The 25314-nt window shown below is 74.3% G+C and carries 21 protein-coding genes; 11 read left to right on the forward strand and 10 right to left on the reverse strand.

Going from position 1 to position 25314, the window contains the following annotated elements:
• The first annotated feature begins 44 nt into the window (after positions 1–44).
• The 5 genes from ACFW6A_RS05475 to ACFW6A_RS05495 are packed head-to-tail and all read left to right on the forward strand — an operon-like array spanning position 45 to position 6382.
• Positions 45–2090: a bifunctional aldolase/short-chain dehydrogenase gene (locus tag ACFW6A_RS05475; protein ID WP_386638815.1), complete on the forward strand. Its 2046-nt coding sequence runs from the start codon at positions 45–47 to the stop codon at positions 2088–2090.
• A 56-nt stretch (positions 2091–2146) separates the two neighbouring features.
• A complete protein-coding gene (locus ACFW6A_RS05480; protein WP_386481217.1) occupies positions 2147–3574 on the forward strand; it encodes a rhamnulokinase family protein in 1428 nt (475 codons plus the stop codon).
• Positions 3574–4290 carry a (Fe-S)-binding protein gene (locus tag ACFW6A_RS05485; protein ID WP_351849659.1) on the forward strand — a complete coding sequence of 239 codons (717 nt, stop codon included), beginning with the start codon at positions 3574–3576 and terminating at the stop codon, positions 4288–4290. Before ACFW6A_RS05480 ends, ACFW6A_RS05485 begins: the two co-directional genes overlap by 1 nt.
• Complete coding sequence (locus ACFW6A_RS05490) at positions 4287–5747, forward strand: LutB/LldF family L-lactate oxidation iron-sulfur protein (protein WP_386638818.1); 1461 nt, start codon at positions 4287–4289, stop codon at positions 5745–5747. The genes ACFW6A_RS05485 and ACFW6A_RS05490 overlap by 4 nt, the downstream gene beginning before the upstream one ends.
• Positions 5744–6382, forward strand: a complete 639-nt coding sequence (locus tag ACFW6A_RS05495) for a lactate utilization protein C (protein WP_386481208.1) — start codon at positions 5744–5746, stop codon at positions 6380–6382. The genes ACFW6A_RS05490 and ACFW6A_RS05495 overlap by 4 nt, the downstream gene beginning before the upstream one ends.
• 15 nt (positions 6383–6397) lie before the next feature.
• On the opposite strand, the gene ACFW6A_RS05500 is transcribed toward ACFW6A_RS05495, so the two are convergent.
• The 4 genes from ACFW6A_RS05500 to ACFW6A_RS05515 form a co-directional block, all read right to left on the reverse strand.
• Positions 6398–7423, reverse strand: a complete 1026-nt coding sequence (locus tag ACFW6A_RS05500; protein WP_351849653.1) for a LacI family DNA-binding transcriptional regulator — start codon at positions 7421–7423, stop codon at positions 6398–6400.
• A 29-nt stretch (positions 7424–7452) separates the two neighbouring features.
• Complete coding sequence (locus tag ACFW6A_RS05505; protein ID WP_351849651.1) at positions 7453–8391, reverse strand: carbohydrate ABC transporter permease; 939 nt, start codon at positions 8389–8391, stop codon at positions 7453–7455.
• Complete coding sequence (locus tag ACFW6A_RS05510) at positions 8388–9281, reverse strand: sugar ABC transporter permease (protein ID WP_351849688.1); 894 nt, start codon at positions 9279–9281, stop codon at positions 8388–8390. The genes ACFW6A_RS05505 and ACFW6A_RS05510 overlap by 4 nt, the downstream gene beginning before the upstream one ends.
• A gap of 83 nt (positions 9282–9364) precedes the next feature.
• Entirely contained in the window at positions 9365–10684 is a 1320-nt protein-coding gene (locus ACFW6A_RS05515) for an ABC transporter substrate-binding protein (protein ID WP_386481203.1), read from the reverse strand.
• A 217-nt stretch (positions 10685–10901) separates the two neighbouring features.
• On the opposite strand from ACFW6A_RS05515, the gene ACFW6A_RS05520 reads away from it, so the two are divergent.
• Together ACFW6A_RS05520 and ACFW6A_RS05525 are read left to right on the forward strand one after the other, a co-directional pair.
• A complete protein-coding gene (locus ACFW6A_RS05520; RefSeq protein ID WP_351849647.1) occupies positions 10902–12923 on the forward strand; it encodes a beta-galactosidase in 2022 nt (673 codons plus the stop codon).
• Between the two features lie 368 nt (positions 12924–13291).
• Positions 13292–14872: an arabinogalactan endo-1,4-beta-galactosidase gene (locus ACFW6A_RS05525; protein WP_351849645.1), complete on the forward strand. Its 1581-nt coding sequence runs from the start codon at positions 13292–13294 to the stop codon at positions 14870–14872.
• A gap of 60 nt (positions 14873–14932) precedes the next feature.
• On the opposite strand, the gene dgoD is transcribed toward ACFW6A_RS05525, so the two are convergent.
• The 5 genes from dgoD to ACFW6A_RS05550 form a co-directional block, all read right to left on the reverse strand.
• Entirely contained in the window at positions 14933–16078 is a 1146-nt protein-coding gene (gene dgoD / locus ACFW6A_RS05530; protein ID WP_351849643.1) for a galactonate dehydratase, read from the reverse strand.
• Positions 16075–16827 (reverse strand): SDR family NAD(P)-dependent oxidoreductase, encoded by a 753-nt coding sequence (locus ACFW6A_RS05535; protein ID WP_386638823.1) that lies wholly within the window; start codon positions 16825–16827, stop codon positions 16075–16077. The genes dgoD and ACFW6A_RS05535 overlap by 4 nt, the downstream gene beginning before the upstream one ends.
• A gap of 29 nt (positions 16828–16856) precedes the next feature.
• On the reverse strand, positions 16857–17798 hold the full coding sequence (locus tag ACFW6A_RS05540; protein ID WP_351849639.1) for a sugar kinase: 942 nt from the start codon (positions 17796–17798) through the stop codon (positions 16857–16859).
• Positions 17799–17944: 146 nt separating this feature from the next.
• Positions 17945–18586: a bifunctional 4-hydroxy-2-oxoglutarate aldolase/2-dehydro-3-deoxy-phosphogluconate aldolase gene (locus tag ACFW6A_RS05545; RefSeq protein ID WP_386481192.1), complete on the reverse strand. Its 642-nt coding sequence runs from the start codon at positions 18584–18586 to the stop codon at positions 17945–17947.
• Between the two features lie 17 nt (positions 18587–18603).
• Positions 18604–19509: an SMP-30/gluconolactonase/LRE family protein gene (locus ACFW6A_RS05550; RefSeq protein ID WP_386638826.1), complete on the reverse strand. Its 906-nt coding sequence runs from the start codon at positions 19507–19509 to the stop codon at positions 18604–18606.
• A 166-nt stretch (positions 19510–19675) separates the two neighbouring features.
• Here ACFW6A_RS05550 and ACFW6A_RS05555 point away from each other — a divergent pair, with 166 nt between their 5' ends.
• Complete coding sequence (locus tag ACFW6A_RS05555; protein ID WP_386481186.1) at positions 19676–20932, forward strand: ROK family protein; 1257 nt, start codon at positions 19676–19678, stop codon at positions 20930–20932.
• A 145-nt stretch (positions 20933–21077) separates the two neighbouring features.
• Here the strand turns inward: ACFW6A_RS05555 and ACFW6A_RS05560 are convergent, their stop codons facing one another.
• On the reverse strand, positions 21078–21851 hold the full coding sequence (locus ACFW6A_RS05560; RefSeq protein ID WP_386638829.1) for an IclR family transcriptional regulator: 774 nt from the start codon (positions 21849–21851) through the stop codon (positions 21078–21080).
• A 215-nt stretch (positions 21852–22066) separates the two neighbouring features.
• On the opposite strand from ACFW6A_RS05560, the gene ACFW6A_RS05565 reads away from it, so the two are divergent.
• The 3 genes from ACFW6A_RS05565 (at position 22067) to ACFW6A_RS05575 (ending at position 25271) form a co-directional block, all read left to right on the forward strand.
• Positions 22067–23221: a mandelate racemase/muconate lactonizing enzyme family protein gene (locus ACFW6A_RS05565; protein ID WP_386638832.1), complete on the forward strand. Its 1155-nt coding sequence runs from the start codon at positions 22067–22069 to the stop codon at positions 23219–23221.
• Positions 23218–24237 carry a zinc-binding dehydrogenase gene (locus ACFW6A_RS05570; protein WP_386486472.1) on the forward strand — a complete coding sequence of 340 codons (1020 nt, stop codon included), beginning with the start codon at positions 23218–23220 and terminating at the stop codon, positions 24235–24237. Before ACFW6A_RS05565 ends, ACFW6A_RS05570 begins: the two co-directional genes overlap by 4 nt.
• An 80-nt stretch (positions 24238–24317) precedes the next feature.
• A complete protein-coding gene (locus ACFW6A_RS05575; protein WP_386638834.1) occupies positions 24318–25271 on the forward strand; it encodes a hypothetical protein in 954 nt (317 codons plus the stop codon).
• Positions 25272–25314 lie beyond the last annotated feature (43 nt).

Raw genomic sequence — 25314 nt, forward strand, 5'->3', positions numbered from 1 at the left:
GACGCACGGCCCGCCCTCCCCCTTCTCCACGAAAGAAGACCGCCATGACTTCCGGCACCCACCCCGAGGTCGCCGCCCTCCTCGCGCGCGCCCACCGCCTCGGCGCCGACCCGACCGTCACCAACTACGCGGGCGGCAACGCCTCCGCCAAGGGCTCCGCCACCGACCCGGTCACCGGCGGCGCCGTGGAGCTGATGTGGGTGAAGGGCTCCGGGGGCGACCTCGGCACCCTCACCGAGGACGGGCTCGCCGTCCTCCGGCTCGACCGGCTGCGGGCGCTGAAGGACGTGTACCCGGGGGTGGAGCGCGAGGACGAGATGGTCGCCGCCTTCGACCACTGCCTGTACGGGAAGGGCGGCGCGGCCCCGTCGATCGACACCGCCATGCACGGCCTGGTCGACGCGCCGCACGTCGACCACCTCCACCCGGACGCGGGCATCGCGCTGGCCTGCGCCGCCGACGGCGAGAAGCTGACGGCGGAGTGCTTCGGCGGGAAGGTGGCCTGGGTGCCGTGGCGCCGGCCCGGCTTCCAGCTCGGCCTCGACATCGCGGCGGTCAGGGAAGCCCACCCCGAGGCCGTCGGCGTGGTCCTCGGGGGGCACGGCATCACCGCGTGGGGCGCGAGCGCCGAGGAGTGCGAGGCCAACGCCCTGTGGATGATCCGCACGGCGGAGGCGTTCCTCACCGAGCGGGGCAAGGAGCAGCCGTTCGGCGCCCCGCTGGACGGTTATGCGGCGCTGGACGAGTCCGAACGCCGGGAGCGGGCCGCCGCCCTCGCCCCGGTGATCCGGGCCCTGGCCTCCCAGGACCGTCCCCAGGTCGGGCACTTCACCGACTCCGAGACCGTCCTGGACTTCCTCGCCCACGCCGAGCACCCGCGCCTGGCGGCCCTGGGCACCTCCTGTCCCGACCACTTCCTGCGCACCAAGGTCCGCCCCCTCGTCCTCGACCTGCCGCCGACCGCCCCCCTGGACGAGGCCGTGGCCCGGCTCAAGGCACTGCACGCCGAGTACCGGCAGGAGTACGCCGCCTACTACGCCCGCCACGCCACCGCCGACTCGCCGGCCCTGCGCGGTGCGGACCCGGCGATCGTGCTGGTCCCCGGCGTCGGGATGTTCTCCTTCGGCAAGGACAAGCAGACCGCGCGGGTCGCGGGCGAGTTCTACGTCAACGCGATCCACGTGATGCGCGGCGCCGAGGCCGTCTCCTCCTACGCCCCCATCGAGGAGGCGGAGAAGTTCCGCATCGAGTACTGGGAGCTGGAGGAGGCCAAGCTGCGGCGGATGCCGGAGCCGAAGCCCCTCGCCACCCGGATCGCCCTGGTGACCGGCGCGGGCTCCGGCATCGGGAAGGCGATCGCGCACCGGCTGGTCGCCGAGGGCGCCTGCGTGGTCGTCGCCGACCTGAACGGTGACAACGCCGAGGCGGTCGCCGAGGAGCTGGGCGGCCCGGACAAGGCGGTGGCGGTCACGGTGGACGTGACCTCCGAGGAGCAGATCGCCGCCGCGTTCCGCCGGGCCGTCCTCGCCTTCGGCGGCGTGGACCTCGTCGTCAACAACGCCGGCGTCTCCATCTCCAAGCCCCTCCTGGAGACCACCGCGAAGGACTGGGACCTCCAGCACGCCATCATGGCCCGCGGCTCCTTCCTCGTCTCCCGCGAGGCCGCCCGGATCATGACCGAGCAGGGGCTCGGCGGCGACATCGTCTACATCGCGTCGAAGAACGCCGTCTTCGCGGGCCCGAACAACATCGCCTACTCGGCGACCAAGGCCGACCAGGCCCACCAGGTGCGGCTCCTCGCGGCCGAGCTGGGCGAGCACGGCATCCGGGTCAACGGCGTCAACCCGGACGGGGTGGTGCGCGGTTCGGGGATCTTCGCCGCGGGCTGGGGCGCCCAGCGCGCCGCCACCTACGGCATCGAGGAGGAGGAGCTCGGCGCGTTCTACGCCCGGCGCACCCTCCTCAAGCGCGAAGTGCTCCCCGAGCACGTCGCGAACGCGGTCTTCGCCCTCACCGGCGGCGACCTCACCCACACCACCGGACTCCACGTCCCGGTCGACGCGGGCGTCGCCGCGGCGTTCCTGCGGTGAGCGGGCGCACCGGTACGTTCGCGGCGGCCGACCTCGGGGCCACCAGCGGACGGGTCATGGTCGGCCGGGTGGGCCCCGGCACCCTGGAGCTGGCCGAGGCGCACCGCTTCCCCAACACGCCGGTCCGGCTGCCGGACGGGCTGCGCTGGGACGCGCTCGCCCTGCACCGGGGGATCCTCGACGGGCTGCGGGCGGCGGCCCGTTCGGGTCCGGTGGACTCGGTCGGGGTGGACGCCTGGGCGGTGGACCACGGCTTCCTCGACGCCGACGGGGCGCTGCTCGGCGCCCCGTACCACTACCGGGACGCGCGGACGGACGGGGTCGCGGAGGAGGTGTGGGCGCGGGTCGGGGGCGCGGCGGAGCTGTACCGGACGACCGGTCTCCAGCACCTGCCGTTCCACACCGTCTTCCAGCTGGCCGCGGCGGCCGGGTCGGCGCAGCTCGCCGCGGCGAGGACGATGCTGCTGATGCCGGACCTGTTCGCGTACTGGCTGACGGGGACGGCCGGCGCGGAGGAGACGAACGCGTCGACGACCGGGCTCTTCGACGTCAGGGCCGGCACGTGGTCGAAGGAGCTGACCGGACGGCTCGGGATCGATCCGGGGCTGCTGCCGCGGCTGCGGGCGCCGGGCGATCCTGCGGGGAACCTGCTGCCGTACGTCTCCGCGCACACCGGCCTGCCGGCGGGGACGCCGGTGACGGCGGTCGCCTCGCACGACACGGCGTCGGCGGTGGTGGCGGTGCCCGCCGTCGGGGCCGGGGCCGTGGCGTTCGTCTCGTGCGGCACCTGGTCGCTGGCGGGGATCGAACTGCCGGGGCCGGTGCTCACCGAGGAGGCCCGCGCGGCGAACTTCACCAACGAGCGCGGGGTGGACGGCACGATCCGGTTCCTGCGGAACGTGATGGGGCTCTGGCTGTGGGAGGAGTGCCGCCGGACCTGGGAGGGGCGGGGGTACGCCGTCGACCTGCCGGCGCTGCTCGAAGAGGCGGCCCGGGAGCGGGCGTTCGTCTCGCTGATCGACCCGGACGCGCCGGAGTTCCTGGCGCCCGGGGACATGCCGGAGCGGATCGCGGAGTTCTGCCGGCACACCGGGCAGCCGGCGCCGCGGTCCCCGGCGGCGGTGCTGCGCTGCGTCCTGGAATCGCTGGCCGTGGCGCACCGGCGGACGCTGCGGCGGGCCGCCGAGCTGGCCGGGCGGGAGGTCCGCAGGATCCACCTGGTGGGCGGCGGGGCGCGGAACGCGCTGCTGTGCCAGTGGACGGCGGACGCGACCGGGGTGCCGGTGACGGCGGGCCCGGTGGAGGCGACCGCGCTGGGGAACGTGCTGGTGCAGGCGCGGGCCGCGGGGCTCGTCGGCGACCTGGCGTCCGTGCGTCGCCTGGTCGCGCGGACGCAGCCCCTGCGACACTACGAGCCGCAGGGCGACGGTGCCGTCTGGGACCGGGCCGCCGCCCGTCTCGAACCGTCCCCGAGGAAGTGCTGATGCGCGTCGCCCTCTTCGTCACCTGCGTCAACGACGCCGTCTTCCCGTCGACGGGGGTGGCCACCGTGCGGCTGCTCGAACGGCTCGGCGTGGAGGTGGACTTCCCGGCGGCGCAGACCTGCTGCGGGCAGCCCCCGTTCAACACCGGCTACCGGCGGGAGACCGAGCCGCTGGTGCGGCGCACGGTGCGCGCCTTCGAGGGGTACGACCACGTGGTGGTGCCGTCGGGTTCGTGCGCGGCGATGGTCCGCCACCACTACCCGTCCTTCGGGGCGGAGGCGGCCGCGCTCGGGCCGCGCGTGTACGAGCTGACGGAGTTCCTGGTGGACGTCCTGGGCGTGACCGACGTCGGCGCCCACTTCCCCCACCGGGTCACGTACCACCCGTCCTGCCACGGGCTGCGGCTGCTCGGGCTCGGCGAGCGGCCGCGCCGGCTCCTGGAGGCGGTGAAGGGCCTGGAACTGGTGGAGCTGCCGGGGGCGGAGGAGTGCTGCGGCTTCGGCGGGACCTTCGCGGTGAAGAACCCGGACGTGTCGGCGGCGATGGGCGCGGACAAGGTGGCGAACGCGGTCTCGACCGGCGCGGACGTGCTGTGCGGGGCGGACAACTCGTGCCTGCTGCACGTCGGCGGCATGCTGAGCAGGCGGGGGGCGCCGCTGCGGGCGGTGCACCTGGCGGAGATCCTGGCGAGCACGGAAGAGGAGCCCTGGACGTGAGCGGCACTTTCCTGGGGATGCCGGCCTTCCCGGTGGCGGCGCGCGAGGCCGTGCGCGACGGCACGCTGCGGGCCAACCTGCGGCACGCCACGCACACGATCCGCGACAAGCGGGCGCGGGCGGTGGCGGAGCTGGCGGACTGGGCGGAGCTGCGGGAGGCCGGGAAGCGGATCAAGGACCGGACGCTCCGTCACCTCGACGCGCACCTGCTCCGGTTGGAGGAGGCGGTGACGGCGGCGGGCGGCACCGTGCACTGGGCGGCGGACGCCGCGGAGGCGAACCGGATCGTCACGGAGCTGGTGAAGGCGACCGGCGAGAGCGAGGTCGTCAAGGTCAAGTCGATGGCCACGCAGGAGATCGGGCTCAACGAGCACCTGGAGGCCGAGGGGATCCGCGCCTACGAGACCGATCTCGCCGAGCTGATCGTGCAGCTCGGCGAGGACCGGCCCTCGCACATCCTGGTCCCGGCGATCCACCGCAACCGGGGCGAGATCCGTGACATCTTCCGCGACACGATGGGTCGTTGGGGGCGGCCCGCGCCGGAGGGGCTCTCCGACTCCCCCGCCGAGCTGGCGGAGGCGGCCCGGCTGCACCTGCGGGAGAAGTTCCTGCGGGCGAAGGTCGGGATCTCCGGGGCGAACTTCATGGTCGCCGAGACCGGCACCCTCGTGGTGGTGGAGTCGGAGGGCAACGGCCGCATGTGCCTCACCCTCCCCGAGACGCTGATCTCGGTCGTCGGCATCGAGAAGGTCGTGCCGACCTGGCGGGACCTGGAGGTCTTCCTCCAGACCCTCCCGCGCTCCTCCACCGCCGAGCGGATGAACCCGTACACGAGCACGTGGACGGGGACGACGGACGGCGACGGCCCGAGCGCCTTCCACCTGGTCCTCCTCGACAACGGGCGCACCGACGCCCTCGCCGACGAGGTCGGCCGCCAGGCGCTGCGCTGCATCCGCTGCTCGGCCTGCCTCAACGTCTGCCCGGTGTACGAGCGGGCAGGGGGGCACGCCTACGGCTCCGTCTACCCGGGGCCGATCGGCGCGATCCTCACCCCGCAGCTGCGCGGCACGGCGAGCGAGGTCGACGCCTCGCTGCCGTACGCCTCCTCGCTGTGCGGGGCCTGCTACGAGGTGTGCCCGGTCGCCATCGACATCCCGGAGGTGCTGGTGCACCTGCGGGAGCGGGTCGCCGGGCAGGGCGGGAAGGGGCACCGGCTGGAGAAGGCCGCGATGAAGGCCTCCGGGTGGGTCCTCGACCACCCGGGGGTCCTCGCGGCGGGCGAGCGCCTCGCCTCGAAGACCCGGGCCCTGCACCCGAAGAGGCTGCCCGGGCCCGGCGCCCGCCAGTGGACGGACCACCGGGACCTGCCGGACCTGCCCGCCGAGCCCTTCCGGGACTGGTGGAAGAAGAACCGCGCCGGAGACCGTCCGGACGAGCGCACGGGAGACGACGCATGAGCCAGGAGTCCCGCGGGCGGATCCTCGCCCGGATCCGGTCCGCCGTCGCCGGCGCGCCCGAGGCGCCGGAGGTGCCGCGCGCGTACCTCGGCCGCCACGTCCCCGACGACCCGGACGCGGTGGTCGACCTGCTGCACGAGAACCTGGCCGACTACCGGGCCCGGGTGCACCGCTCCGACGGGGCCGGGCTGCCCGCGCTGGTCGCCCGGCTGCTCGACGGGCACGGGGCACGGAGCGTCGTCGTGCCGCCGGGGCTGCCGGAGGCGTGGCTGGCGGAGTCGGGTGCCGAGCGGGTGGCCGACGGGCCGGGGCTGACGCCGGCCGCCCTGGACGGGGCGGACGCGGTGGTGACGGGGTGCGCGCTGGCGGTCGCGGAGACGGGCACCATCGTGCTCGACGGCGGCCCGGGGCAGGGGCGGCGGGCCCTCACCCTCGTGCCGGACCTGCACGTGTGTGTGGTCCGTGAGGACCAGGTCGTCGCCTCCGTGCCGGAGGCGCTGCCCCGGCTGGATCCGCTGCGGGCGCTGACCTGGATCTCGGGGCCGTCCGCGACCAGCGACATCGAGCTGGACCGGGTGGAGGGCGTGCACGGGCCCCGGACCCTGGAGGTCGTCCTGGTCCGGGGCCCGGTGTAGGGCGGTGCGGCGGGGTCAGGCGGACTCGCGGACCACCAGTTCGGTGGGGAGGATGACGGTCGCCGGGTCCTCGCCCGCTATCCGGGCGAGGAGGGTGCGGACCATCTCGGTGCTGATCCGGTCCCAGGGCTGCCGGATGGTGGTCAGCGGCGGCTGGGAGGAGAGCGCGGCCGGGGAGTCGTCGAAGCCGCCGACGGCGACGTCCTCGGGGACGCGCCTGCCGGCCCGGGCGAGGGCGTCGAGGACGCCCTGCGCCATGAGGTCGGAGGCGACGAAGACGGCGTCGACGTCGGGGGCCCGCTCCAGGAGGGTGCGGGCCCCCTCGGCTCCGCTGGCGCGGCTGTAGTCGCCGGTGACGATCAGGTCCTCGTCGACGGGCAGGCCGCAGGCGGTGAGGGTCTCGCGGTAGCCGGCGAGCCGTTCGACGCCGCCGGGGGTGTCGAGCGGGCCGGTGACAGTGGCGATGCGGCGCCGGCCGGTGGCGTGGAGGTGGCGGACCATCTCGCGGGCGCCGTCGCGGTCGTCGGCGGCGACGTATCCGACGCGGGTGGTCTGGCCGAGCGGCTTGCCGCAGGCGACGACGGGCACGCCGGCCTCGTGCAGCCGGGCCACGACGGGGTCGCCGGAGTGGCTGGAGACGAGGAGGACGCCGTCGACGTGGCCGGCCTCGATGTAGCGGAGGTTGCGGCGGCGCTCGTCCTCGGTGCCCGCGATCATCAGGATCAGGGGGATGTCGCGGTCGGCGAGGGCCTGGGTGCAGGCGCGCAGGAGGACGTTGAAGTTGGGGTCCTCGAAGAAGCGCTCCTGCGGCTCGGTGAGGAGGAAGGCGACGGAGTCGGACTTGCCGGTGATCAGCGAGCGGGCGTGCCGGTTGACGACGTACCCCGTTCTGCGGATCGCGGCGTCGACGGCCGCCTTGGCCGCGGGGCTGACGTAGTGGCCGCCGTTGAGGACGCGGGAGACGGTGCCGCGCGAGACGCCGGCCTCGCGGGCCACGTCGTGGATGGTCGCCGGTCGGCGCCTGCTCGCTGCTGTGCTCATGCTGTGTGTTTCCCCTCGTTCCCCTGTGTTCAGGACTTTACGGCGCCGGACAGCAGGTCGAGGCTCCAGAACCGCTGGATGACGAGGAAGAGGGCGATCAGCGGGAGGACGGCGAGCAGCGCGCCGGTGATCACCAGGGTGTAGAGGGCGGGCTGGCTCGCGCCCTGCTTGAGGAGGGTGAACAGGCCGACGGTCATGGGGAACTTCTCGTCGTCGCCGAGCATGATGAAGGGCAGCAGGAAGTTGTTCCAGATGGCGACGAACTGGAAGAGGAAGATCGTCACCAGGCCGGGGCCGAGCATGGGCACGGCGATCCGGGTGAAGATCCGCCACTCCCCGGCGCCGTCCACGCGGCCCGCCTCGACCAGTTCGGCCGGGATGGCGGCCTCGGCGTAGATGCGGCCGAGGTAGACGCCGTACGGGGAGAGGATCAGCGGCAGCAGCACGGAGGCGTAGCTGTCGGTGAGGTCGGCCTCGGCCATGAGGAGGTACTGCGGGATGGCGAGGATGACCGGGGGCATGAGGACGCCGGTGAGCATGACGTTGAAGAAGAGCTCGCGGCCGCGGAAGCGGTAGACGGCGAGGGCGTAGCCGGCGAAGGCGGAGACGGCGGTCGACAGGAGGGCGCCGAGGCCGGCGTAGAGGACGGAGTTGCCCATCCACTTCCAGTAGATGCCGTCGCGGTAGGCGGTGAGGTCGCCGAGGTTGTCGGCGAGGCCGCTGCCGGGCAGGAAGGTGAAGGTCGAGAAGAGCTCGTCGTCGGCCTTGGTGGCGGCGACGACGACCCAGGCGACCGGGAGCAGGCAGTAGAGGGCGCCGAGGATCAGGGCCGCGGTGGGCAGCAGGGCGGTGCGGCGGGGGGCGGCGCGGCCCGTGGCGGGGTCGCGGGGCGGGGCCTGTGCGGTGCCGGGGGTGGTGCCGGCGGCGGGGGGCGCCTTGCGGAGCGCGGGGGTGGCGTGACCGGTCATCGGCCGGCTCCTTGGGTGGTGCGGCGGTTGGAGATCCTGAGGAGGGCGAAGGAGAGCGCGAAGGTGGCGAGGGCGAGGACGACGGCCGTGGCGGAGGCCGCGTGGATGTTCCCGCCGGTGAACGCGTCGTTGTAGACCTTCATCAGGGGGCTCCAGGTGGAGGGGATGCCGTTGGTGAGCGGCTTGAGCGTCATGGGCTCGTTGAAGACCTGGAGGGTGGCGATGACGGAGAAGAAGAAGGTGAGGACCAGGGAGGGCATCACCATCGGGATCTTGATGCGGAGCGCGATCTGGAGTTCGGAGCAGCCGTCGAGCTTGGCCGCCTCGAAGACCTCGGCGGGCAGGGAGCGCAGCGAGGTGTAGATGACGATCATGTTGAAGCCGGTGCCGCCCCAGACCGCGATGTTGGACATCGCGAGGTAGAGGGGTCCGCCGTCCATGAGGTCGGGCTGCGGGAGTCCGGCCTTCTCCAGGAGGAAGTGGAAGGGGCTGACGTCGGGGAGGTAGAGGAAGCCCCAGAGGACGGCGGCGATGACGCCGGGGACGGCGTACGGCAGGAAGATCGCCAGGCGGGCGAAGGAGCGGCCCCGGACGCGCGCGGAGTCGAGCAGGAGCGCGAAGAGGAGCGCGAGGCCGAGCATCACGGGGACGACGAGGGCGCCGTAGCCGAGGACCCGCAGGGCGCTGGCGAGGAACTCGGAGTCGGAGAGGGCGGAGGCGTAGTTCCCCAGGCCGGCCCAGACCTCGGACTTGGCTCCCTTGCCGAGGCCGAGTCCCTTGACCTCGACCTTGTGGAAGCTGAGCCAGACCGCGTAGCCGATGGGCAGGGCGAAGAAGAGGGCGAAGAGGACGGCGGCGGGGAGGAGGAAGAAGTAGGGGGCGCTTCGCACCCGTTCGCGGGTGGTGGGCGACGGGTGGGCGTACGGGGCGGTCTCGGCCCCGTACGACCGGCGCGCGCCCTTGGGGGGCTGCGTCACTTGGCGACTCCGAAGCCCTGCTTCTCCAGGTCGGCGACGGTGGCGTCCTGGACCTTGGTGAGGGCGGTGCCGAAGGCGGCTCCGGTCCTGGCCTTGGCGGCCTTGCCGAACTCGTCCTTGAAGGCGGTGTAGGCGACGTTGACGTTGGGGCCCCAGGCGGCGGGGGCGGTGGTCTTCGCGATCTCGGCGGCCCTGGTGTAGAAGTCGGGCTGGTTGGCGAAGTAGTCGGGGGCCTTGGCGAGGGCGCCGCTGGTCTGGGCGGCGGTGGCGGCGGGGTAGATGCCGCTCTCCTTGACGAGGGCGGTCAGCGCCTCGGGGTCGGTGTTCAGCCAGGTGGCGAACTTCGCGGCGGCCTCCTTGTGCTTCGAGTCGCTGGTGACGGCGGTGGAGGAGCCGCCCCAGCTGCCGGTGGCGTTCTCGCCCTCGTTCCACTGCGGGAGGGGGGCCATGGCCCACTTGCCCTTGGTGTCGGGGGCGGCGGTGCCGAGGGTGCCGGGGGCCCAGACGGCGGAGACCCAGGCGAGCTGCTCGCCGGTGTTGAGGGCCTTGTTCCAGGCGGGGGTGTACATGGGCTGGTTGTCGATGGCGCCCTCGGCGACGAGGCCGCCCCAGAAGTCGGTGACCTTCCGGGTGGCGGCGTCGTCGATGCCGACCTTCCAGTTGTCGCCCTCGAAGGTCCACCACTTCGCGCCGGCCTGCTGGGAGAGGCCGGCGAAGAGGCCGGAGTCGTTGGCGGAGAAGGTGGTCAGGGCCTTCTTCGGGGCCTTCTTCTTGAGGGCGCGGGCGGTCTCGGCGAACTCGTCCCAGGTGGTGGGGACGGTGAGGCCGTACTCCTTGAAGAGGTCCTGGCGGTAGAAGAACATCAGCGGGCCGGAGTCCTGGGGCAGGGCGTAGACGGCGTCGCCGCCCAGGGTGGTCTGCTGCCAGACGCCGGGGGCGAACTGCTTCTCGACGCCCTGGACCTCCTTGGCTATGTCGGCGAGGGCGTCGTTGCTGACGAGGGTCGGCAGGGCCTGGTACTCGGCCTGGACGAGGTCCGGGCCCTTGTGGGCCTTGGCCGCCGTGATGATCTTGGTGACGAGGTCGTCGCCGGAGGCCTGCTTCTGCACCGTGACCCGGGCCTCGGGGTGCTTGGCGTTCCAGAGGGCGGCGACCTTGTCCATGCCGGGCGCCCAGGCCCAGTAGGTGAGCTCGACGGGGCCGGACCCGCCGCCCGCCTCGTCGCCGGAGTCGGAGGATCCACAGGCGGTGAGCGCGGTGGCGCCGAGGAGGACGGCGGTGGCGGCGGCGAGGCTGCGGCGCGTGATCTGGGGCATGGATGGGTTCTCCCTGACCGAAAGGGGCCTCTCCATCGGACGGAGAGGCCGACCATGCATCTGTGAGCGTTCACAGTAGAGAAACGTTCCGGACACTTGTCAATGGTTGTTCCTGTGCGGTTATGTTGCGTTGCCGCTTCGAAATCTGATGTGTGTACGTTCACAGCTACGGCGATCGATCACCCCCTTCCGTTTCACAGGTGCTCAGGAGAGACTCATGTCTGCCACGACCCCCAAGGGCCTGACCCGGCTCGCGTTCGGCGGGGACTACAACCCCGAACAATGGCCGGAAAGCGTCTGGCAGGAGGACGTGCGGCTGATGCGGGAAGCCGGCGTCACCATGGTGAGCGTCGGGATCTTCTCCTGGGCGCTCCTGGAGCCCGAGCCGGGCCGGTACGACTTCGGCTGGCTCGACCGGGTCCTCGACCTGCTGCACGCCCACGGCATCCGGGTCGACCTCGGCACCCCCACGGTCGCCCCGCCCGCCTGGTTCTACCGCGCCCACCCCGAGGCGCTGCCCGTCACCGCCGACGGCGTCCGCCTCTCGTACGGCTCGCGCGGCGCGATCTGCCACAGCTCCCCCGCCTACCGCGAGGCCGCCGCCCGGATCACCACCGAGCTGGCCCGCCGCTACGCCGGCCACCCGGCGCTGGCGCTCTGGCACGTCCACAACGAGTACGGCGTCCCCGTCAGCGCCTGCTACTGCGACACCTGCGCCGCGCACTTCCGGCGCTGGCTGAACGGCGCGTACGGCTCCCTCGAGGCCGTGAACGAGGCCTGGGGCACCGCCTTCTGGGGCCAGCGGTACGGCACGTACGAGGAGATCCTGCCGCCCCGCACCACCCCGACCGTCGGCAACCCGGCCCAGCAGCTCGACTACCGCCGCTTCGCCGACGCCACCCTCCGCGAGAACTTCCGCGCCGAGCGGGACATCCTCCACGAGCTGTCGCCCGGGATCCCGGTCACCACCAACTTCATGACCGCGCTCAGCCAGTGCGACTCGATCGACTACTGGGCCTGGGGCCGCGAGGTCGACCTCGTCACCAACGACCACTACCTGATCACCGACGGCCGGCGCACCCACGTGAACCTCGCGATGGCCGCCGACCTCACCCGCTCCGTCGCCGGCGGCGCCCCCTGGCTGCTCCTGGAGCACTCCACCTCGGGCGTCAACTGGCAGCCGCGCAACCCGGCCAAGCGCCCCGGCGAGATGGCCCGCAACTCCCTCGCCCACGTCGCCCGCGGCTCCGAGGGCGCCATGTTCTTCCAGTGGCGGCAGTCCCGGCGCGGCGCCGAGAAGTTCCACTCGGCGATGGTCCCGCACGGCGGCACCGACACCCGGATCTGGCGCGAGGTCGTCGAGCTGGGCGCCGGACTCGGCGCGCTGGAGGAGATCCGGGGCAGCCGGACCGTCCCCGACGTCGCCGTGCTGTGGGACTGGCACTCCTGGTGGGCGCAGAAGCTGGAGTGGCGGCCGAACGAGGCGCACGACGCCCGCGAGCGCGCCGACAGCTTCTACGAGGCCCTCTACGACCGGCACCTCACGGTGGACTTCGCCCACCCCGAGGCCGACCTGTCGGCCTACCCGCTGGTCGTCGTCCCGGCCCTCTACCTGATGACCGAGGCCGCCGGGCAGAACCTGCGGGAGTACGTGGAGAACGGCGGCACCCTGGTCGTCTCCTACTTCTCCGGGATCGTCGACGAGCACGACGCCGTCCACCCCGGCGCCTACCCGGGCGCCCTGCGGGACGTCCTCGGACTCACCGTCGACGAGTGGTCGCCGCTCCTGGACCACCAGCGGGTCGGCCTCACCGGCCCCGGCGGCGCCGCGCTCACCGGTGACGTGTGGACCGAGTTCGTCCGGCCGCGCGGCGCCGAGACCGTCTGGACCTACGCGGACGGGCCGGCCGCCGGCGGTCCCGCCGTCACCCGGCACCGGCTCGGCCGGGGCACCGCCTGGTACGTCTCCACCCGCCTCGACGCGGTCGCGCTGGACGCGATCGTGGCGGCGGCGGCCGAGGACGCCGGGCTCCCGGGCCGCACCGGGCTCGCCCGGGACGTCGAGGTCGTGCACCGGGCCGGCGCGAACGGCCGCTACGTCTTCGTCCTCAACCACACCGCCGGGGAGACGAAGGTGCCGCTGGACGCCGCCGGCACGGAACTGCTCGACGGCGGGCGGGTCGACGGCACGCTCACCGTCCCGGCCGGCGGCGTCCGGGTCGTCCGCCTGGACGACTGACCCCGGACGGACCGCCCGCCCCGGAACCACCCAGCCGGGACCGACCGGCAGCCGATGGCCGACTACCGGCGGCTGCCGGTCGACGGTCGGCAGTCCGCGCGCCGGCAGTCCGCGCGCCGGAACCGTGAGCGCGCCGGGCCCGTACGTGCTCCGCCCGGGGGCGGCGCGCACGCGTCGGCCGCTCCGGCGGCAGCCCCGTAGCCCCCCTCCTCCGGCCCCCTCGGGGCCGGCCCCCGATCTCCCCGGGGGCGGTCCGCACCCGCTGCGCCGCCCCCGGGCGAGCCGTACCACCCGATCTCCCCCGTCCCCGAGGAACAGCGCCACCGCACCACCACTCCCCCGTCCGTCACCGTCGAAGGGACTCGACGATGCGCACCACCAGAAGCCGCTTCCGGCTCCGCTCCGCCGCGCTCGCCACCGCGCTCGGCGCGGGCCTGCTGCTCGCCCCGCTGCCCGCGCAGCAGGCCGTGGCCGCGAGCACGCTCACCAACACCGGCTTCGAGGCCGACGGCACCGGTACGGCCACGCCGTCCGGCTGGTCGACCTACTCGGCCGCCGGGCAGAACGCGGCCTCCTTCACCGAGGCCGGCGGCCACAGCGGCGGCTACCGCCTCTCGCACTGGTCCCCGTCCGCCTACAAGGTCGAGACGTACCAGTACCTCAGCGGGCTGGCCGACGGCACCTACACGCTGACCGCGTGGGTGCGCTCGGGCGGCGGCCAGAACTCCGCGTACCTCGCCCTGCGCAACTGCGGCTCGGCCGAGCAGCGCACCGACCTGCCGGTGACCACCGGTTCCTGGATACGGGTCGTGACCTCCGTCAAGGTGGTCGGCGGCGGCTGCACGATCAGCGTCAACTCCGACGCGAACGCGGGCAACTGGCTGAACGTGGACGACCTCTCCTTCACCTCCGGCACGACCGGGCTCTCCGTGAAGGGCGTGGACCTGTCCGCCCTGAAGAAGAACGAGGACCTCGGCGCCACGTACAAGAACGCCTCCGGGACGACCGGCGACCCGGTAGCCCTGCTCAAGGGCGCGGGCGCCACCTACGGCCGGCTGAAGGTGTGGGTGAACCCGGCCGACGGCTACAACACCAAGGCGCGGGTCCTCGCCACCGCGAAGCGCATCAAGGCGCAGGGCATGAAGCTGCTCGTCGACTTCCACTACTCGGACGTCTGGGCCGACCCGGGCGCGCAGTCCAAGCCGGCGGCGTGGGCCGGGCACTCGTACAGCCAGCTGAAGACGGACGTGTACAACCACACGTACGACGTCCTGGGCGCGCTGAAGGCGCAGGGCACCACGGCCGACATGGTGCAGATCGGCAACGAGATCAACACCGGCATGCTGTGGCCGGAGGGCTCCACGTCGAACTGGACGCAGCTCGCGGGGCTGCTGAACTCCGGCATCTCGGCGGCGAAGGCGGTGTCGTCCTCGACGCAGATCGCGCTGCACCTGGCGAACGGCGGCGACAACGCCCTGTACCGCACGTGGTTCGACAACGCCAAGGCGCAGGGCGTGGGTTACGACGTGATCGCGCTGTCCTTCTACGGCTACTGGCACGGGGCGCTGTCCTCGCTCCAGGCCAACCTGGACGACATCGCGGCCCGTTACGGCAAGAAGGTGATGGTCGCGGAGACGGCGTACCCCTTCCGCCTGGACAGCGAGGACGCGCACGAGAACATCATCGACCTGTCCTCGGAGCTGGTCTCCGGCTACCCGGCGTCCCCGGCCGGCCAGGCGGCGTGGCTCCGTGACGTGATGAACGTGGTGGAGGCCGTCCCGGGCGGGCGCGGCCTCGGCGTCGTCTACTGGGAGCCGGCCTGGACCGCGGTCGCCGGCAACGGCTGGGACCCGGCGGACCCGTCGTCGGGCAACGCCTGGGAGAACCAGGCGCTGTTCGACTACGACAGCAGGCTGCTTCCGGCGGCGGGCTGGTTCGCCCACCGGTAGGCCGTGGGGAAGGGGCCGGACTCCCGTGCGGGGGTCCGGCCCCTTCCCATGGGTCCGGGTCTACCACTCCGCCAGGGAGCCGTCGTCGCGGCGCCAGGCCGGATTGCGCCAGCGGTGGCCGGTCTCGGCGGCTCGCTCGACGGCCTTCGCGTCGACCTCGATGCCGAGGCCGGGTCCGGTGGGCAGGGCCACGTGCCCGTCCTCGTACCGGAAGACCGAGGGGTCGACGAGGTAGTCGAGGAGGTCGGATCCGGTGTTGTAGTGGATACCGAGGCTCTGCTCCTGGATGAGCAGGTTGGGCGTGGCGAAGCCGACCTGGAGGCAGGAGGCGAGGGCGATGGGGCCGAGCGGGCAGTGCGGGGCGAGGGAGACGTCGTACGCCTCCGCCATCGCGGCGATCCGGCGGGTCTCGGAGATGCCGCCCGCGTGCGAGAGGTCCGGCTGGGCGACGGCGACGCCCTGGCCGAGGACCTTCTTGAAGTCCCAGCGGGAGTAGAGGCGTTCGCCGGTGGCGACGGGGATCGAGGTGGAGCGGACGATCTCGCCGATGTGGTCGCTCATCTCGGGGACGACCGGCTCCTCCACGAAGAAGGGCAGGTACGGCTCCAGGAGCGGCAGGACCCGGCGGGCCATGGGGAGGGTGAGGCGGCCGTGGAAGTCGACGGCGATGTCGAACGCGTCGCCGACGGCCTCCCGGATGGAGGCGACGCGGTCGACGATGCCCTGGGTGGCCGCGGGGGTGTCGATGAGCCGCAGCTGGGCGGAGGCGTTCATCTTGATCGCGGTGAAGCCCTCGTCCTTGCGGGCCAGGGCCTCGCTCGCGACCTCGTCGGGGCGGTCGCCGCCGATCCAGCTGTAGACGCGGACCCGGTCGCGGACGCGGCCGCCGAGGAGTTCCCAGACGGGGACGCCGAGGGCCTTGCCCTTGATGTCCCACAGGGCCTGGTCGATGCCGGCGACGGCGCTGGAGAGGACGGGCCCGCCGCGGTAGAAGCCGCCCTTGGTGAGGACCTGCCAGTGGTCCTCGATCCGCATCGGGTCCTGGCCGACCAGGTAGTCGGACAGCTCCTCGACGGCGGCGGCCACGGTGTGGGCGCGGCCCTCGACGACGGGCTCGCCCCAGCCGGTGATCCCCTCGTCGGTGTCGATCCGCAGGAAGCACCAGCGGGGGGCGACGAGGTACGTCTTCAGGGAGGTGATCTTCACTTGGAGTCCTTCTTGACGGTCCAGCCGCCGTCCACGACGAGGTTGGTTCCGGTGATGTAGGCGGCGTCGGCGGAGGCGAGGAAGGCGACGGCGGAGGCGACCTCCTCGGGGCGGCCGAGGCGGGCGAGCGCGGTGGCGCCGGCGGAGAGGCGGCGGCCCTCCTCGTCGACGTCGTTCCAGACGTCGGTGAGGATCGGGCCGGGCAGGACGGAGTTGAAGCGCACGTCGGGGCCGTACTCGACGGCGAACTGGCGGATCAGCGCGCACATGCCGCCCTTGGAGGCGGCGTAGGCGGGGTAGCCGGGGAGGCCGAAGTCGGCGTGGACGCTGGAGGTGGCGACGAGGCTGCCGCCCTCGGCGCGCAGGTCGTCGAGGAAGGTGCGGGCGGCGAGGTAGAGGGAGCGCAGGTTGACGGCGAGTTCGCGGTCCCAGGTGTCGACGGGGAGTTCGTGGGCGGCGGCCGGGGTGTGGGTGAAGGCGTTGCTGTGGAGGACGGAGACAAAACCGAAACGCTCGTGGGTCTCCTCGCGCAGCGCGGCCCAGTCGGCCTCGGAGGAGACGTCGCACCGGACGTAGGCGGCGCGGCCGCCCTCCTCGCGGATGCGGGCGGCGACGGCCTCGCCGGCGGGTGCGGCGATGTCGGCGACGACGACGGCGGCGCCCTCTCGGGCGAGCCGGGCTGCGCTGGCCGCGCCGATTCCTGAGGCGGCGCCGGTGACGACGGCGGTCTGCCCGGAGAAACGGTTCATGGGTGGGGCCTTCTCGGGGGGGGGGGAGGTCAGCGGGTGATGTCCTGGGCGGCCAGGAGGCCGAGTTCGGTGCGGCGCGGGATGCCCTCCCAGTCGCCGGGCACGGAGACGGCGAAGGCGCCGCAGAGGGCGGCGAGCCGCAGCCGCTCGGGGACCGGGGAGCCGTCGAGGCGGGCCGCGAGGTAGCCGGAGACGAAGGCGTCGCCGGCGCCGACGGGGTCGACGGCGGTGACGGGGATCGCGGCCTGCCGGTGGGTGCCGTCGGCGGTGACCGCGACGGCTCCGTCGGCGCCGAGCTTGACGACGGCCTCGGCGGGGCCGAGCCGGGTGAGGGCGCGGGCCGTCTCCTCCGGCGTGCCGCCGGGGACGAAGAGGGCGGCCTCCTCCGGGCCGGCGAAGACCAGGTCGGTGTGCGGGAGGAGACGGCCGAGCACCTCGGCGGCCTCGGCGCGGCTCCACAGGCGCTCGCGGTGGTTGACGTCGAGGGAGACGGTGACTCCGGCGGCCCGGGCGAGGGCCACGGCGTGCTCGACGGCGGCGCGGGCGGTGGCGCTCAGCGCCGGGGTGATGCCGGTGACGTGGAGGATCCGGGCGCCGGTGATCCGGTCCTCGTCGAGGTCGGCGGGGGCGAGGCGGGAGCCGGCGAGCCCGGAGCGGTAGTAGGCGACGCGGAGCCGGTCGGCGGTCCTGCGCTCGCGGAGCATCAGGCCGGTGGGGGCGTCGGGGTCGGTGCGGGCGCCGGAGACGTCCACGCCCTCGGCGCGCAGTCCGGCGAGGACCATGGCGCCGGCGGCGTCGTCGCCGACCCGCCCGGTCCAGGCGGCGCGGTGGCCGAGCCGGCTGACCCCTACGGCCACGGTCGCCTCGGCCCCTGCCCAGCCGAGCCGCATCGGGGCACCGTTGGCGAAGGGCCCGGCCTCGGCGGCGGCGACGACGACCATGACCTCGCCGAGGGTGACCAGGGCGGGCACGGGCCCTGGTGCCGGCGCGGGCGCGGAGGCGGGACTCGGCTCGGGCCCGGACACGGATGCCGGCTCGGGCCCGGACGCGGATGCCGGCGCCGGCCCGGGCGCCGGGGTGGAGCCCGGCGCGGGCGCGGGGCTCGGTGCGGGGTGCGTCATCGGAGGCGTATCCCGTTCAGGAGGGCGGTGGCGCGGTCGGTGAGGGCCGTGAGGGAGCCGCCCTCGCAGGCGTCCCCGAGGAGGGGGCCGCCGATGCCGAGGGCGGTGGCGCCGGCGGCGAGGTAGGCGGGGGCGTCGTCGGCGCCGATGCCGCCGGTGGGGACGAGCGGCACGTCGGGGAGCGGGGCGCGGACGGCCTTGAGGTGGGCGGGGCCGCCGGTGGCGGCCGGGAAGAGCTTGACCATGGTCGCGCCGGCCCGCCAGGCGGTGAGGATCTCGGTGGGGGTGTACGCGCCGGGCAGCACCGGCACGTCGAGGCGGACGGCCTCGGCGATGACGTCGGTGCAGGTGGCGGGGGTGATGAGGTAGGTGGCGCCGGCCTCCACGGCGGCCTGTGCCTCGGCGGGGGTGGTGACGGTGCCGGCGCCGAGGGCGAGCCCGGGCGGGGCGTCGGCGGCGTACTCGCGGAGCGCGTCGAGCGCCCCGGGGGTGGTGAGGGTGAACTCGGCGGCGCGGACGCCGGAGGCGAGGAGGGTGTCGGTGACCTCCGCGAAGCGGGCGGCGGAGGAGGAGCGGAGGATCGCGATGACGGGGGCGGCGGCCAGGGCGGCGCGCAGCCCCTCGTACGGGCTGGTCATGGTGGGTTCCCGAGGGGTCAGCGGTCGGCGTACGGGGTGGCGGGCAGGCCCGTCGTCCCCGGGCGGCAGACGAAGAGGCGGCCGGCGTCGGGTTCGGCCCGGAGCCGGTCGGCGGGGAGGTGGTGGGTGGCGGTGGTGACGACGAGGACGTCGAGGTCCGGGCCGGCGAAGGCGCAGCTGGTGACGTGGGAGGCGGGCAGCTCCACGCGCGCGTGGAGGTCTCCCCGGGGGGTGAGGGCGAGGACTTCGCCGCCGCCCCAGACGGCGACCCAGACGTTGCCCTCGGCGTCGACGGTGAGGCCGTCGGGGTAGCCGGCGTCGAGGACGGCGAAGGGGCGGCGGCCGGAGAGGGCGCCGGTGGCGGGGTCGTAGTCGAAGACGTCGACGCGGCGGGTGGGGCTGTCGGCGTAGTAGAGGAGGGTGCCGTCGGGGCTCCAGCCGAGGCCGTTGGAGATGGTGACGGGCTCGACGAGGGTGGTGAGGCCGGTGGCGTCGAGGCGGTAGAGGGCTCCGGCGCCGGGCCGCTCGTCGAAGGCCATGGTGCCGCCGAGGAGGCGGCCGGCGGGGTCGACGGAGGCGTCGTTCATGCGGCGCGGGACGCCGTCGCCGGGGAGGGCGGGGGCGGCGAGCTCGACGGCCTCGGCGGGGGCGCGGCCGGCCTCCAGGCGGAGGAAGGCGGTGCCGGCGGCGACGAGGAGGGCCCCGGAGGCGCAGGGGACGGCCGCGCCCACGGGGCGGTCGAAGCGGAGGGCGGCGGTGGGCGCGAGGTCGGTGCGGCCGTCCTCCCGGGTGAGGACGGCGCGGTGGACGAGGCCCTCGGTGATGTCGACCCAGAGGAGCTCCTGGCGGGCGGCGTCCCAGACGGGCCCTTCGGGGAGGCGGCCGGGCGCGGGGGTGCAGGGCAGGGCCCTGAGCTGGAGCATCGTGTCTCCTCCTGGGTGGCGGGGGGCGTGTCCACGGAGGTGGCGCCGTGGCGGCGAGAGAAAAGCTACGGGTTCGTCTAACGGTTGTAAATATCCTGCGGACTCCTTCTTCCAACCCTTCGAATAAGATCGGGCGACGACCGCGCACCGACGGAGGACAGCAGGGATGATCAGGCGCACCTCGCAGGACATTCGCCGCCTCAACCGCTTCGAGGTGCTGCGCCGGGTCTACGCCGGCCCGGGCGCGATGAGCCGGCAGGACATCGCGGCCGCCACGGGCCTCTCCTTCGCCACGGTCGCCAACCTCACCGCCGAACTGCTCGAGGCCGGGGTCCTCGTTGAGGCCGGGCACGAGGAGTCCGGCGGCGGACGGCCCCGCGCGCGGCTCGCCGTGAACCCGGAGCGGGGCGCGCTGATCGGCGTCGACATCGCCGAGACCTCGGTCCACGCCGAACTCTTCGACCTGGCGCTGGCCGTCCGGCACTCCGTGGAGCGCCCCCTGCCGCCGGGGGACGTGCGCCCCGCCGACGTGGCCGACGCGCTCGCCGGAGCCGTCGAGGAGCTGCTCGCCGCCTCCGGGACCGACCGCTCGCGGGTCCTCGGCGCGGGGGTGAGCGTGCCGGGCATGGTCGAACGCGAGGGCGGCGTGTCGTCGTTCTCGCCGTACTGGTCCTGGCACGAGGTGCCGCTGCGGACCCTGCTCGACGAGCGGCTCGGGCTGCCGCTGTGGCTGGACAACCCGCTGCGGGCCAGCACGGTCGCGGAGATGTGGTTCGGCGCGGGCCGCGAGGTGGACGACCTGGTGGTGCTGACGCTGCGGGCCGGCGTCGGCGCGGGCATCGCGATCGGCGGGCAGCTGTACCGGGGCTTCACCAACAGCGCGGGCGAGTGGGGCCACACCTGCCTCGTCCTCGACGGGCGCCCGTGCACCTGCGGCAACCGGGGCTGCGTGGAGGCCTACGTGTCGCTGCGCGGGATCGCCGCGACCTGGCGGGAACTCGCCCCGGACGACGGCCGGGCGGACGGCCCCGACGACGCGGCGACCGTCGCGGAGCTGGCGCGCGCGGCCGACGCGGGCGATCCGGTGGCCGCCTCGGTGATCGACCGCACCGGGCGCTGGCTCGGCGCCGCCGTCGCCCATCTGGTCAACCTGCTCAACCCCCAGGTCGTCGTGGTCGGCAACCAGGTCGTCGACCTGCTCGGCGAGCGCCTGCTGCCGGCCGCGTACGAGGCGGTCGGACGCCACGCCCTGGCGCTGCCGCACCGGGCGGCGACCCTGCGCCGCAGCGCCGTCCCGCACAACCCGGTGACCCGCGGCGCGGCGACCTTCGCCCTGGAGGGCTTCCTCGACGACCGGGAGGTCTTCGGCCCGGTGAGCCGGATGCGCAAGGCCGCCAAGGGCGGTGCGGGCGCGGGTGGTTGAGGAACGGCCCGGGGGCGGATGCGCGTACGGACGAGGGTACGGACGCAGGTACGTGCACGCGTGCGGACGCAGGTACGGGTGCGCGTACGGACGCAGGTACGGGCGCGGCTGCGGGCGCGTGTACGCGCACGCGCCCGTGCGCGGGTCAGCGCACCGCGCCCCGGTACCCCAGGCGGGTGGAGAGTTCGCCGGCGCCGCGCACGGCGAGGGCGGTGAGTTCGTTCTCGCGGGCCTCGTCCCAGCGGATGACCGGGACGGAGATGGAGAGCGCGGCGACGACCCGGCCGGAGCGGTCGCGGACGGGGGCGGCGACGCAGGAGACGTCCGGGTTGGACTCGCGCTGCTCGACGGCGACCCCGAGGATCGCGATCTCGGCGAGCGCGGCGCGCAGGACGTCCGGGTCGGTGATGCTGCGCGGGGTCATGCCGGCCAGCTCGCGCCCGTCGAGGAGGGCGTCCAGCTCCTCGGCGGGGAGCATCGCGAGGAGCATCTTGCCGACGGCCGTGCAGTGGGCGGGCAGCCGCCGGCCGGCCGCCGACACCATGCGGACGGCGTGGGTGGAGTCCACCTTGGCGACGTAGATGACGTCGGCGTCCTCCAGGAGGGCGACGTGGACGGTCTCGCCGCAGGTCTCGGCGGTCTCGCGGGCGACCTCCCGCCCCTCCGCGGCGAGGTCGAGCTCCTCGGCGTACCGGCTGCCGAGCTGGTAGGTGCGCACCCCGAGCCGGTAGCGGCCGGGCTGGTCCGGCACCGGGACGAGGTAGTTGCGGGCGGTGAGCGTGGAGACCAGCTCGTGGGTCGTGGTGCGGGGCAGCCCGAGCCTGCGGGTGATCTCGGGGGCGGAGAGCGTGCCGTCCCCCTGGAGGAACAGCTCCAGTATGTCGAATGCCCTGGTCACCGCGGGTACGAGTCGTCCCATGGCCCCCCACCTCACCCTCACGCCGTTCGAAATGCCGCACCACGACCGAAATCGCGGACAGAGACTAGCCCCGGACCGCGGGCCGGGCAACGGCCCCTCTCCGCACCCGGCCGGGCGGCCCCGCTTCCGTTGACACCCCGGCGGGCCGCTGCCTACGGTCACGCCACCTGGCCGAACACCGTTCGAGATCGCGAACACTCCGGAGAGTCATCGCCGTGCGCATCACGGGAATCACCACTCATGTCGTCGGCACGCCCTGGCGCAACCTCACCTACGTCCTGGTCCACACCGACGAGGGGCTGACCGGGGTCGGCGAGACCCGGATGCTCGGGCACACCGACGCCCTGCTCGGCTATCTCCGCGAGGCGGAGGCGAACCACATCGCGGGCTCCGACCCCTTCGCCGTCGAGGACCTGGTGCGCCGCATGAAGTACGGCGACTTCGGGCGGGCGGGCGAGATCGTGATGTCGGGGATCGCGGTCGTCGAGACGGCCTGCTGGGACATCAAGGGCAAGGCCCTCGGCGTGCCGGTCTGGCAGCTGCTCGGCGGGCGGGTGACGGACCGGGTGCCGGCGTACGCGAACGGCTGGTACACCGGCGAGCGGACCCCCGAGGCGTACCACGCGGCGGCCCGCGAGGTGGTGGCGCGCGGCTACCGGGCCCTGAAGATCGACCCGTTCGGCGCGGGCCGGCTCGAACTCGACCCGGCCGCCTCGCGGTACGCGGTCTCGCTCATCGAGGCCGTGCGGGACGCGATCGGCCCCGACACCGAGCTGATGGTGGAGATGCACGGCCGCTTCTCCCCCGCGACGGCCGTCCGCCTGGCCCGCGAACTCGCCCCCTTCCGCCCCGCGTGGCTGGAGGAGCCGGTGCCGCCGGAGAACCTGAAGGCGCTGGCGAAGGTGGCGTCGAAGACCGAGCTGCCGATCGCCACCGGGGAGCGGATCCACGACCGGATCGAGTTCCGGGAGCTGTTCGAGTCGCAGGCCGCCGACGTCGTCCAGCCGGACGTCGGGCACATCGGCGGCATCCTGGAGGCCCGCAAGCTCGCCGCGACCGCCGAGACCCACTACGTGACCGTCGCCCCGCACAACGTCGGCGGCTCGGTCCTCACCGCGGCCTCCCTCCAGCTCGCCGCCTGCACCCCGAACTTCAAGGTGCTGGAGCACTTCAACGACTTCGCCGACGCGGAGATCAAGAAGGTGGTGCGCAGCGCCCCGGAGGTCGACCCGGAGACCGGCTGCTTCCCCGTCTCGCACGCCCCCGGCCTCGGCGTCGAGCTGGACGTGGACGCGGCGGCCGAGTTCCCCCAGCAGCGGGCCAGGTTCGACCTGTGGGCCGAGGGCTGGGAGCGGAGGCGGCCGAAGTGACCGGCGGACCGAGCGACCGCGCCGTGCTCGTCGAACGGCCCGGTGCCGCCCGGCTCGTGACCCGGCCCCGGCCCGAACCCGGCCCGGGCGAGGTCCTGGTGCGGGTCGCCGCCGCCGGGATCTGCCTCAGCGACCGGGAGGTGTACGAGGGGCGGCGGGCGCCCGGCTACGTGCGCTACCCGGTGGTGCCGGGGCACGAGTGGGCCGGCACCGTCGAGGCGGTCGGCCCCGGGGTAGACCCGGGACTGGCCGGCCGGCCCTGCGTCGCCGAGGGCTTCCGCTGCTGCGGGAGCTGCGAGCGGTGCCGGTACGGCGAGACGAGCCTGTGCACCGCCGGGTACGCGGAGACCGGCTTCACCGAGCCCGGCGCCTTCGCCGACCGGCTGCTCGTGCCCGCCCGGCTCCTCCACCTCCTGCCGTACGGCTCCGACCTGCGGGCCGCCGCCCTGCTGGAGCCCGCGGCGGTGGTCGCGGCGGCGGTCCGGGCCGGACGGCCGCGCCCCGGGGAGCGGATCGCGGTCGTGGGCGCCGGGACGCTCGGGCTGCTCGCCGTGCGGTGGCTGGCCGCCCACTCGCCCGCCGGGCTGACCGTGATCGATCCGCGCGCGGCCCGGGCCGATCGGGCCCTGGACTTCGGCGCGAGCGCCGCGCTCGCCCCCGGGGAGGCGGCGCACGGCTCCTTCGACCTCGTGGTGGAGACCGCCGGGGCGCCCACCACGGCCGCGTCCTCCTGCCTGCTCGCCCGCCGGGGCGGCCGGGTGGTGCTCACCGGCATGTTCGGGGCGGGCGCCGCCGGCATCGACCCGGTGCACCTCTCGGTGAGCCAGCTGGAGCTGCGGAGCGTCTTCGGCGCCTCCTCGGCGGCCTGGGCGGACGCGGTGCGGGCCTTCGCGGCCGGACTCCTGGACCCGGCGCCGCTCGTCACCCACGAGTTCCCGCTGGAGCGCTTCGCCGAGGCCCTGGACCTGGTCGGCGGCGGGGACCCGGCGGTCGGCAAGGTCCTGCTGCGGCCCTGAACCCGCCGCGCCCCACCGGGCGGGCGCCCGCCCGCCCCGCTCCGCGCACACCGTCCGGCCCGTCGCACACGAGGAGTCAGATGTCCGCCCGTCACCCCGGGGCCGAGGCCCTGCGCCGCATCGGCCACCCCGTCCCGCGGCCCGACCCCGCCGACTCCTCCCCGCACGCCTTCCCCGACGGGGGCCGGTGGCGCACCGAGGTGCCGTCCGTGGAGGGCCCGGAGGCCCTGGCGGCGGTGCTCGCGGAGAGCGCGCGGCTCGACGTGCCGGTGCACCGGGTGAGCCAGGGCAGCGGGGTGTGGATGCTCACCGACGCCGAGATCGCCGAGATGGTGGCCGCCTGCGCCGAACGGTCCGTGGAACTCTGCCTGTTCACCGGACCGCGCGGCACCTGGGACACCGGGGCGGCGACCCGCACCGACTCGGGCGGCGCGGGGCCGCGCGCCCGGGGCCACGACGCCCTCGCCGGCTGCGTGGAGGACGCCCTGCGGGCCGCCGGGCTGGGGGTGCGCTCGCTGCTGGTGGCGGACGAGGGGGTGCTCTGGACCCTGCACCGGCTGCGCACCGCCGGGATCCTGCCGGCCGGGACGCGGTTCAAGGTGTCGGCGCTGATCGGCCCGGTGAACCCGGCCTCGTACGCCGTCTACGAACGGCTGGGCGCCGACTCCCTGAACGTCCCCTCGGACCTGACGCCCGCCCACCTCACCGAGATCCGCCGGGCCAGCGCCGCGCCGATGGACCTCTACGTGGAGGCGCCGGACGACCTCGGCGGCTACGTCCGCCTCCACGAGGTGGCCGAACTGGTGCGCAGGGCGGCGCCGTTGTACCTGAAGTTCGGTCTGAGCCGGGCGGCCGGCGTCTACCCGTACGGAGCCCACCTGCGCGAGCACGCGCTGGCCACCGCCCGGGAGCGGGTCCGGCGCGGACGGCTGGTCCTGGACCAGCTGGCCCGTCACGGTGCCGCCGGCGCCATGTCCCCCGTCGGCTCCCACGACCCCGGCCCCCTGGCCCGCTTCCCCGCCGGCCCCTCCTGACCCGGAACCCCGTCCAGGGCGGCACCTCGATGCGCTCCAGGTG

Origin of the sequence: Streptomyces sp. NPDC058758 (assembly GCF_042746075.1) — a bacterium.
Classification (GTDB): Bacteria; Actinomycetota; Actinomycetes; order Streptomycetales; family Streptomycetaceae; genus Streptomyces.

Coding starts and splice junctions, on each gene's coding strand:
- ACFW6A_RS05475 (WP_386638815.1), top strand. CDS start 45: ATGACTTCCGGCACCCACCCCGAGGTCGCCGCCCTCCTCGCGCGCGCC.
- ACFW6A_RS05480 (WP_386481217.1), top strand. CDS start 2,147: ATGGTCGGCCGGGTGGGCCCCGGCACCCTGGAGCTGGCCGAGGCGCAC.
- ACFW6A_RS05485 (WP_351849659.1), top strand. CDS start 3,574: ATGCGCGTCGCCCTCTTCGTCACCTGCGTCAACGACGCCGTCTTCCCG.
- ACFW6A_RS05495 (WP_386481208.1), top strand. CDS start 5,744: ATGAGCCAGGAGTCCCGCGGGCGGATCCTCGCCCGGATCCGGTCCGCC.
- ACFW6A_RS05500 (WP_351849653.1), bottom strand. CDS start 7,423: ATGAGCACAGCAGCGAGCAGGCGCCGACCGGCGACCATCCACGACGTG.
- ACFW6A_RS05505 (WP_351849651.1), bottom strand. CDS start 8,391: ATGACCGGTCACGCCACCCCCGCGCTCCGCAAGGCGCCCCCCGCCGCC.
- ACFW6A_RS05515 (WP_386481203.1), bottom strand. CDS start 10,684: ATGCCCCAGATCACGCGCCGCAGCCTCGCCGCCGCCACCGCCGTCCTC.
- ACFW6A_RS05520 (WP_351849647.1), top strand. CDS start 10,902: ATGTCTGCCACGACCCCCAAGGGCCTGACCCGGCTCGCGTTCGGCGGG.
- ACFW6A_RS05525 (WP_351849645.1), top strand. CDS start 13,292: ATGCGCACCACCAGAAGCCGCTTCCGGCTCCGCTCCGCCGCGCTCGCC.
- ACFW6A_RS05535 (WP_386638823.1), bottom strand. CDS start 16,827: ATGAACCGTTTCTCCGGGCAGACCGCCGTCGTCACCGGCGCCGCCTCA.
- ACFW6A_RS05545 (WP_386481192.1), bottom strand. CDS start 18,586: ATGACCAGCCCGTACGAGGGGCTGCGCGCCGCCCTGGCCGCCGCCCCC.
- ACFW6A_RS05550 (WP_386638826.1), bottom strand. CDS start 19,509: ATGCTCCAGCTCAGGGCCCTGCCCTGCACCCCCGCGCCCGGCCGCCTC.
- ACFW6A_RS05555 (WP_386481186.1), top strand. CDS start 19,676: ATGATCAGGCGCACCTCGCAGGACATTCGCCGCCTCAACCGCTTCGAG.
- ACFW6A_RS05560 (WP_386638829.1), bottom strand. CDS start 21,851: ATGGGACGACTCGTACCCGCGGTGACCAGGGCATTCGACATACTGGAG.
- ACFW6A_RS05575 (WP_386638834.1), top strand. CDS start 24,318: ATGTCCGCCCGTCACCCCGGGGCCGAGGCCCTGCGCCGCATCGGCCAC.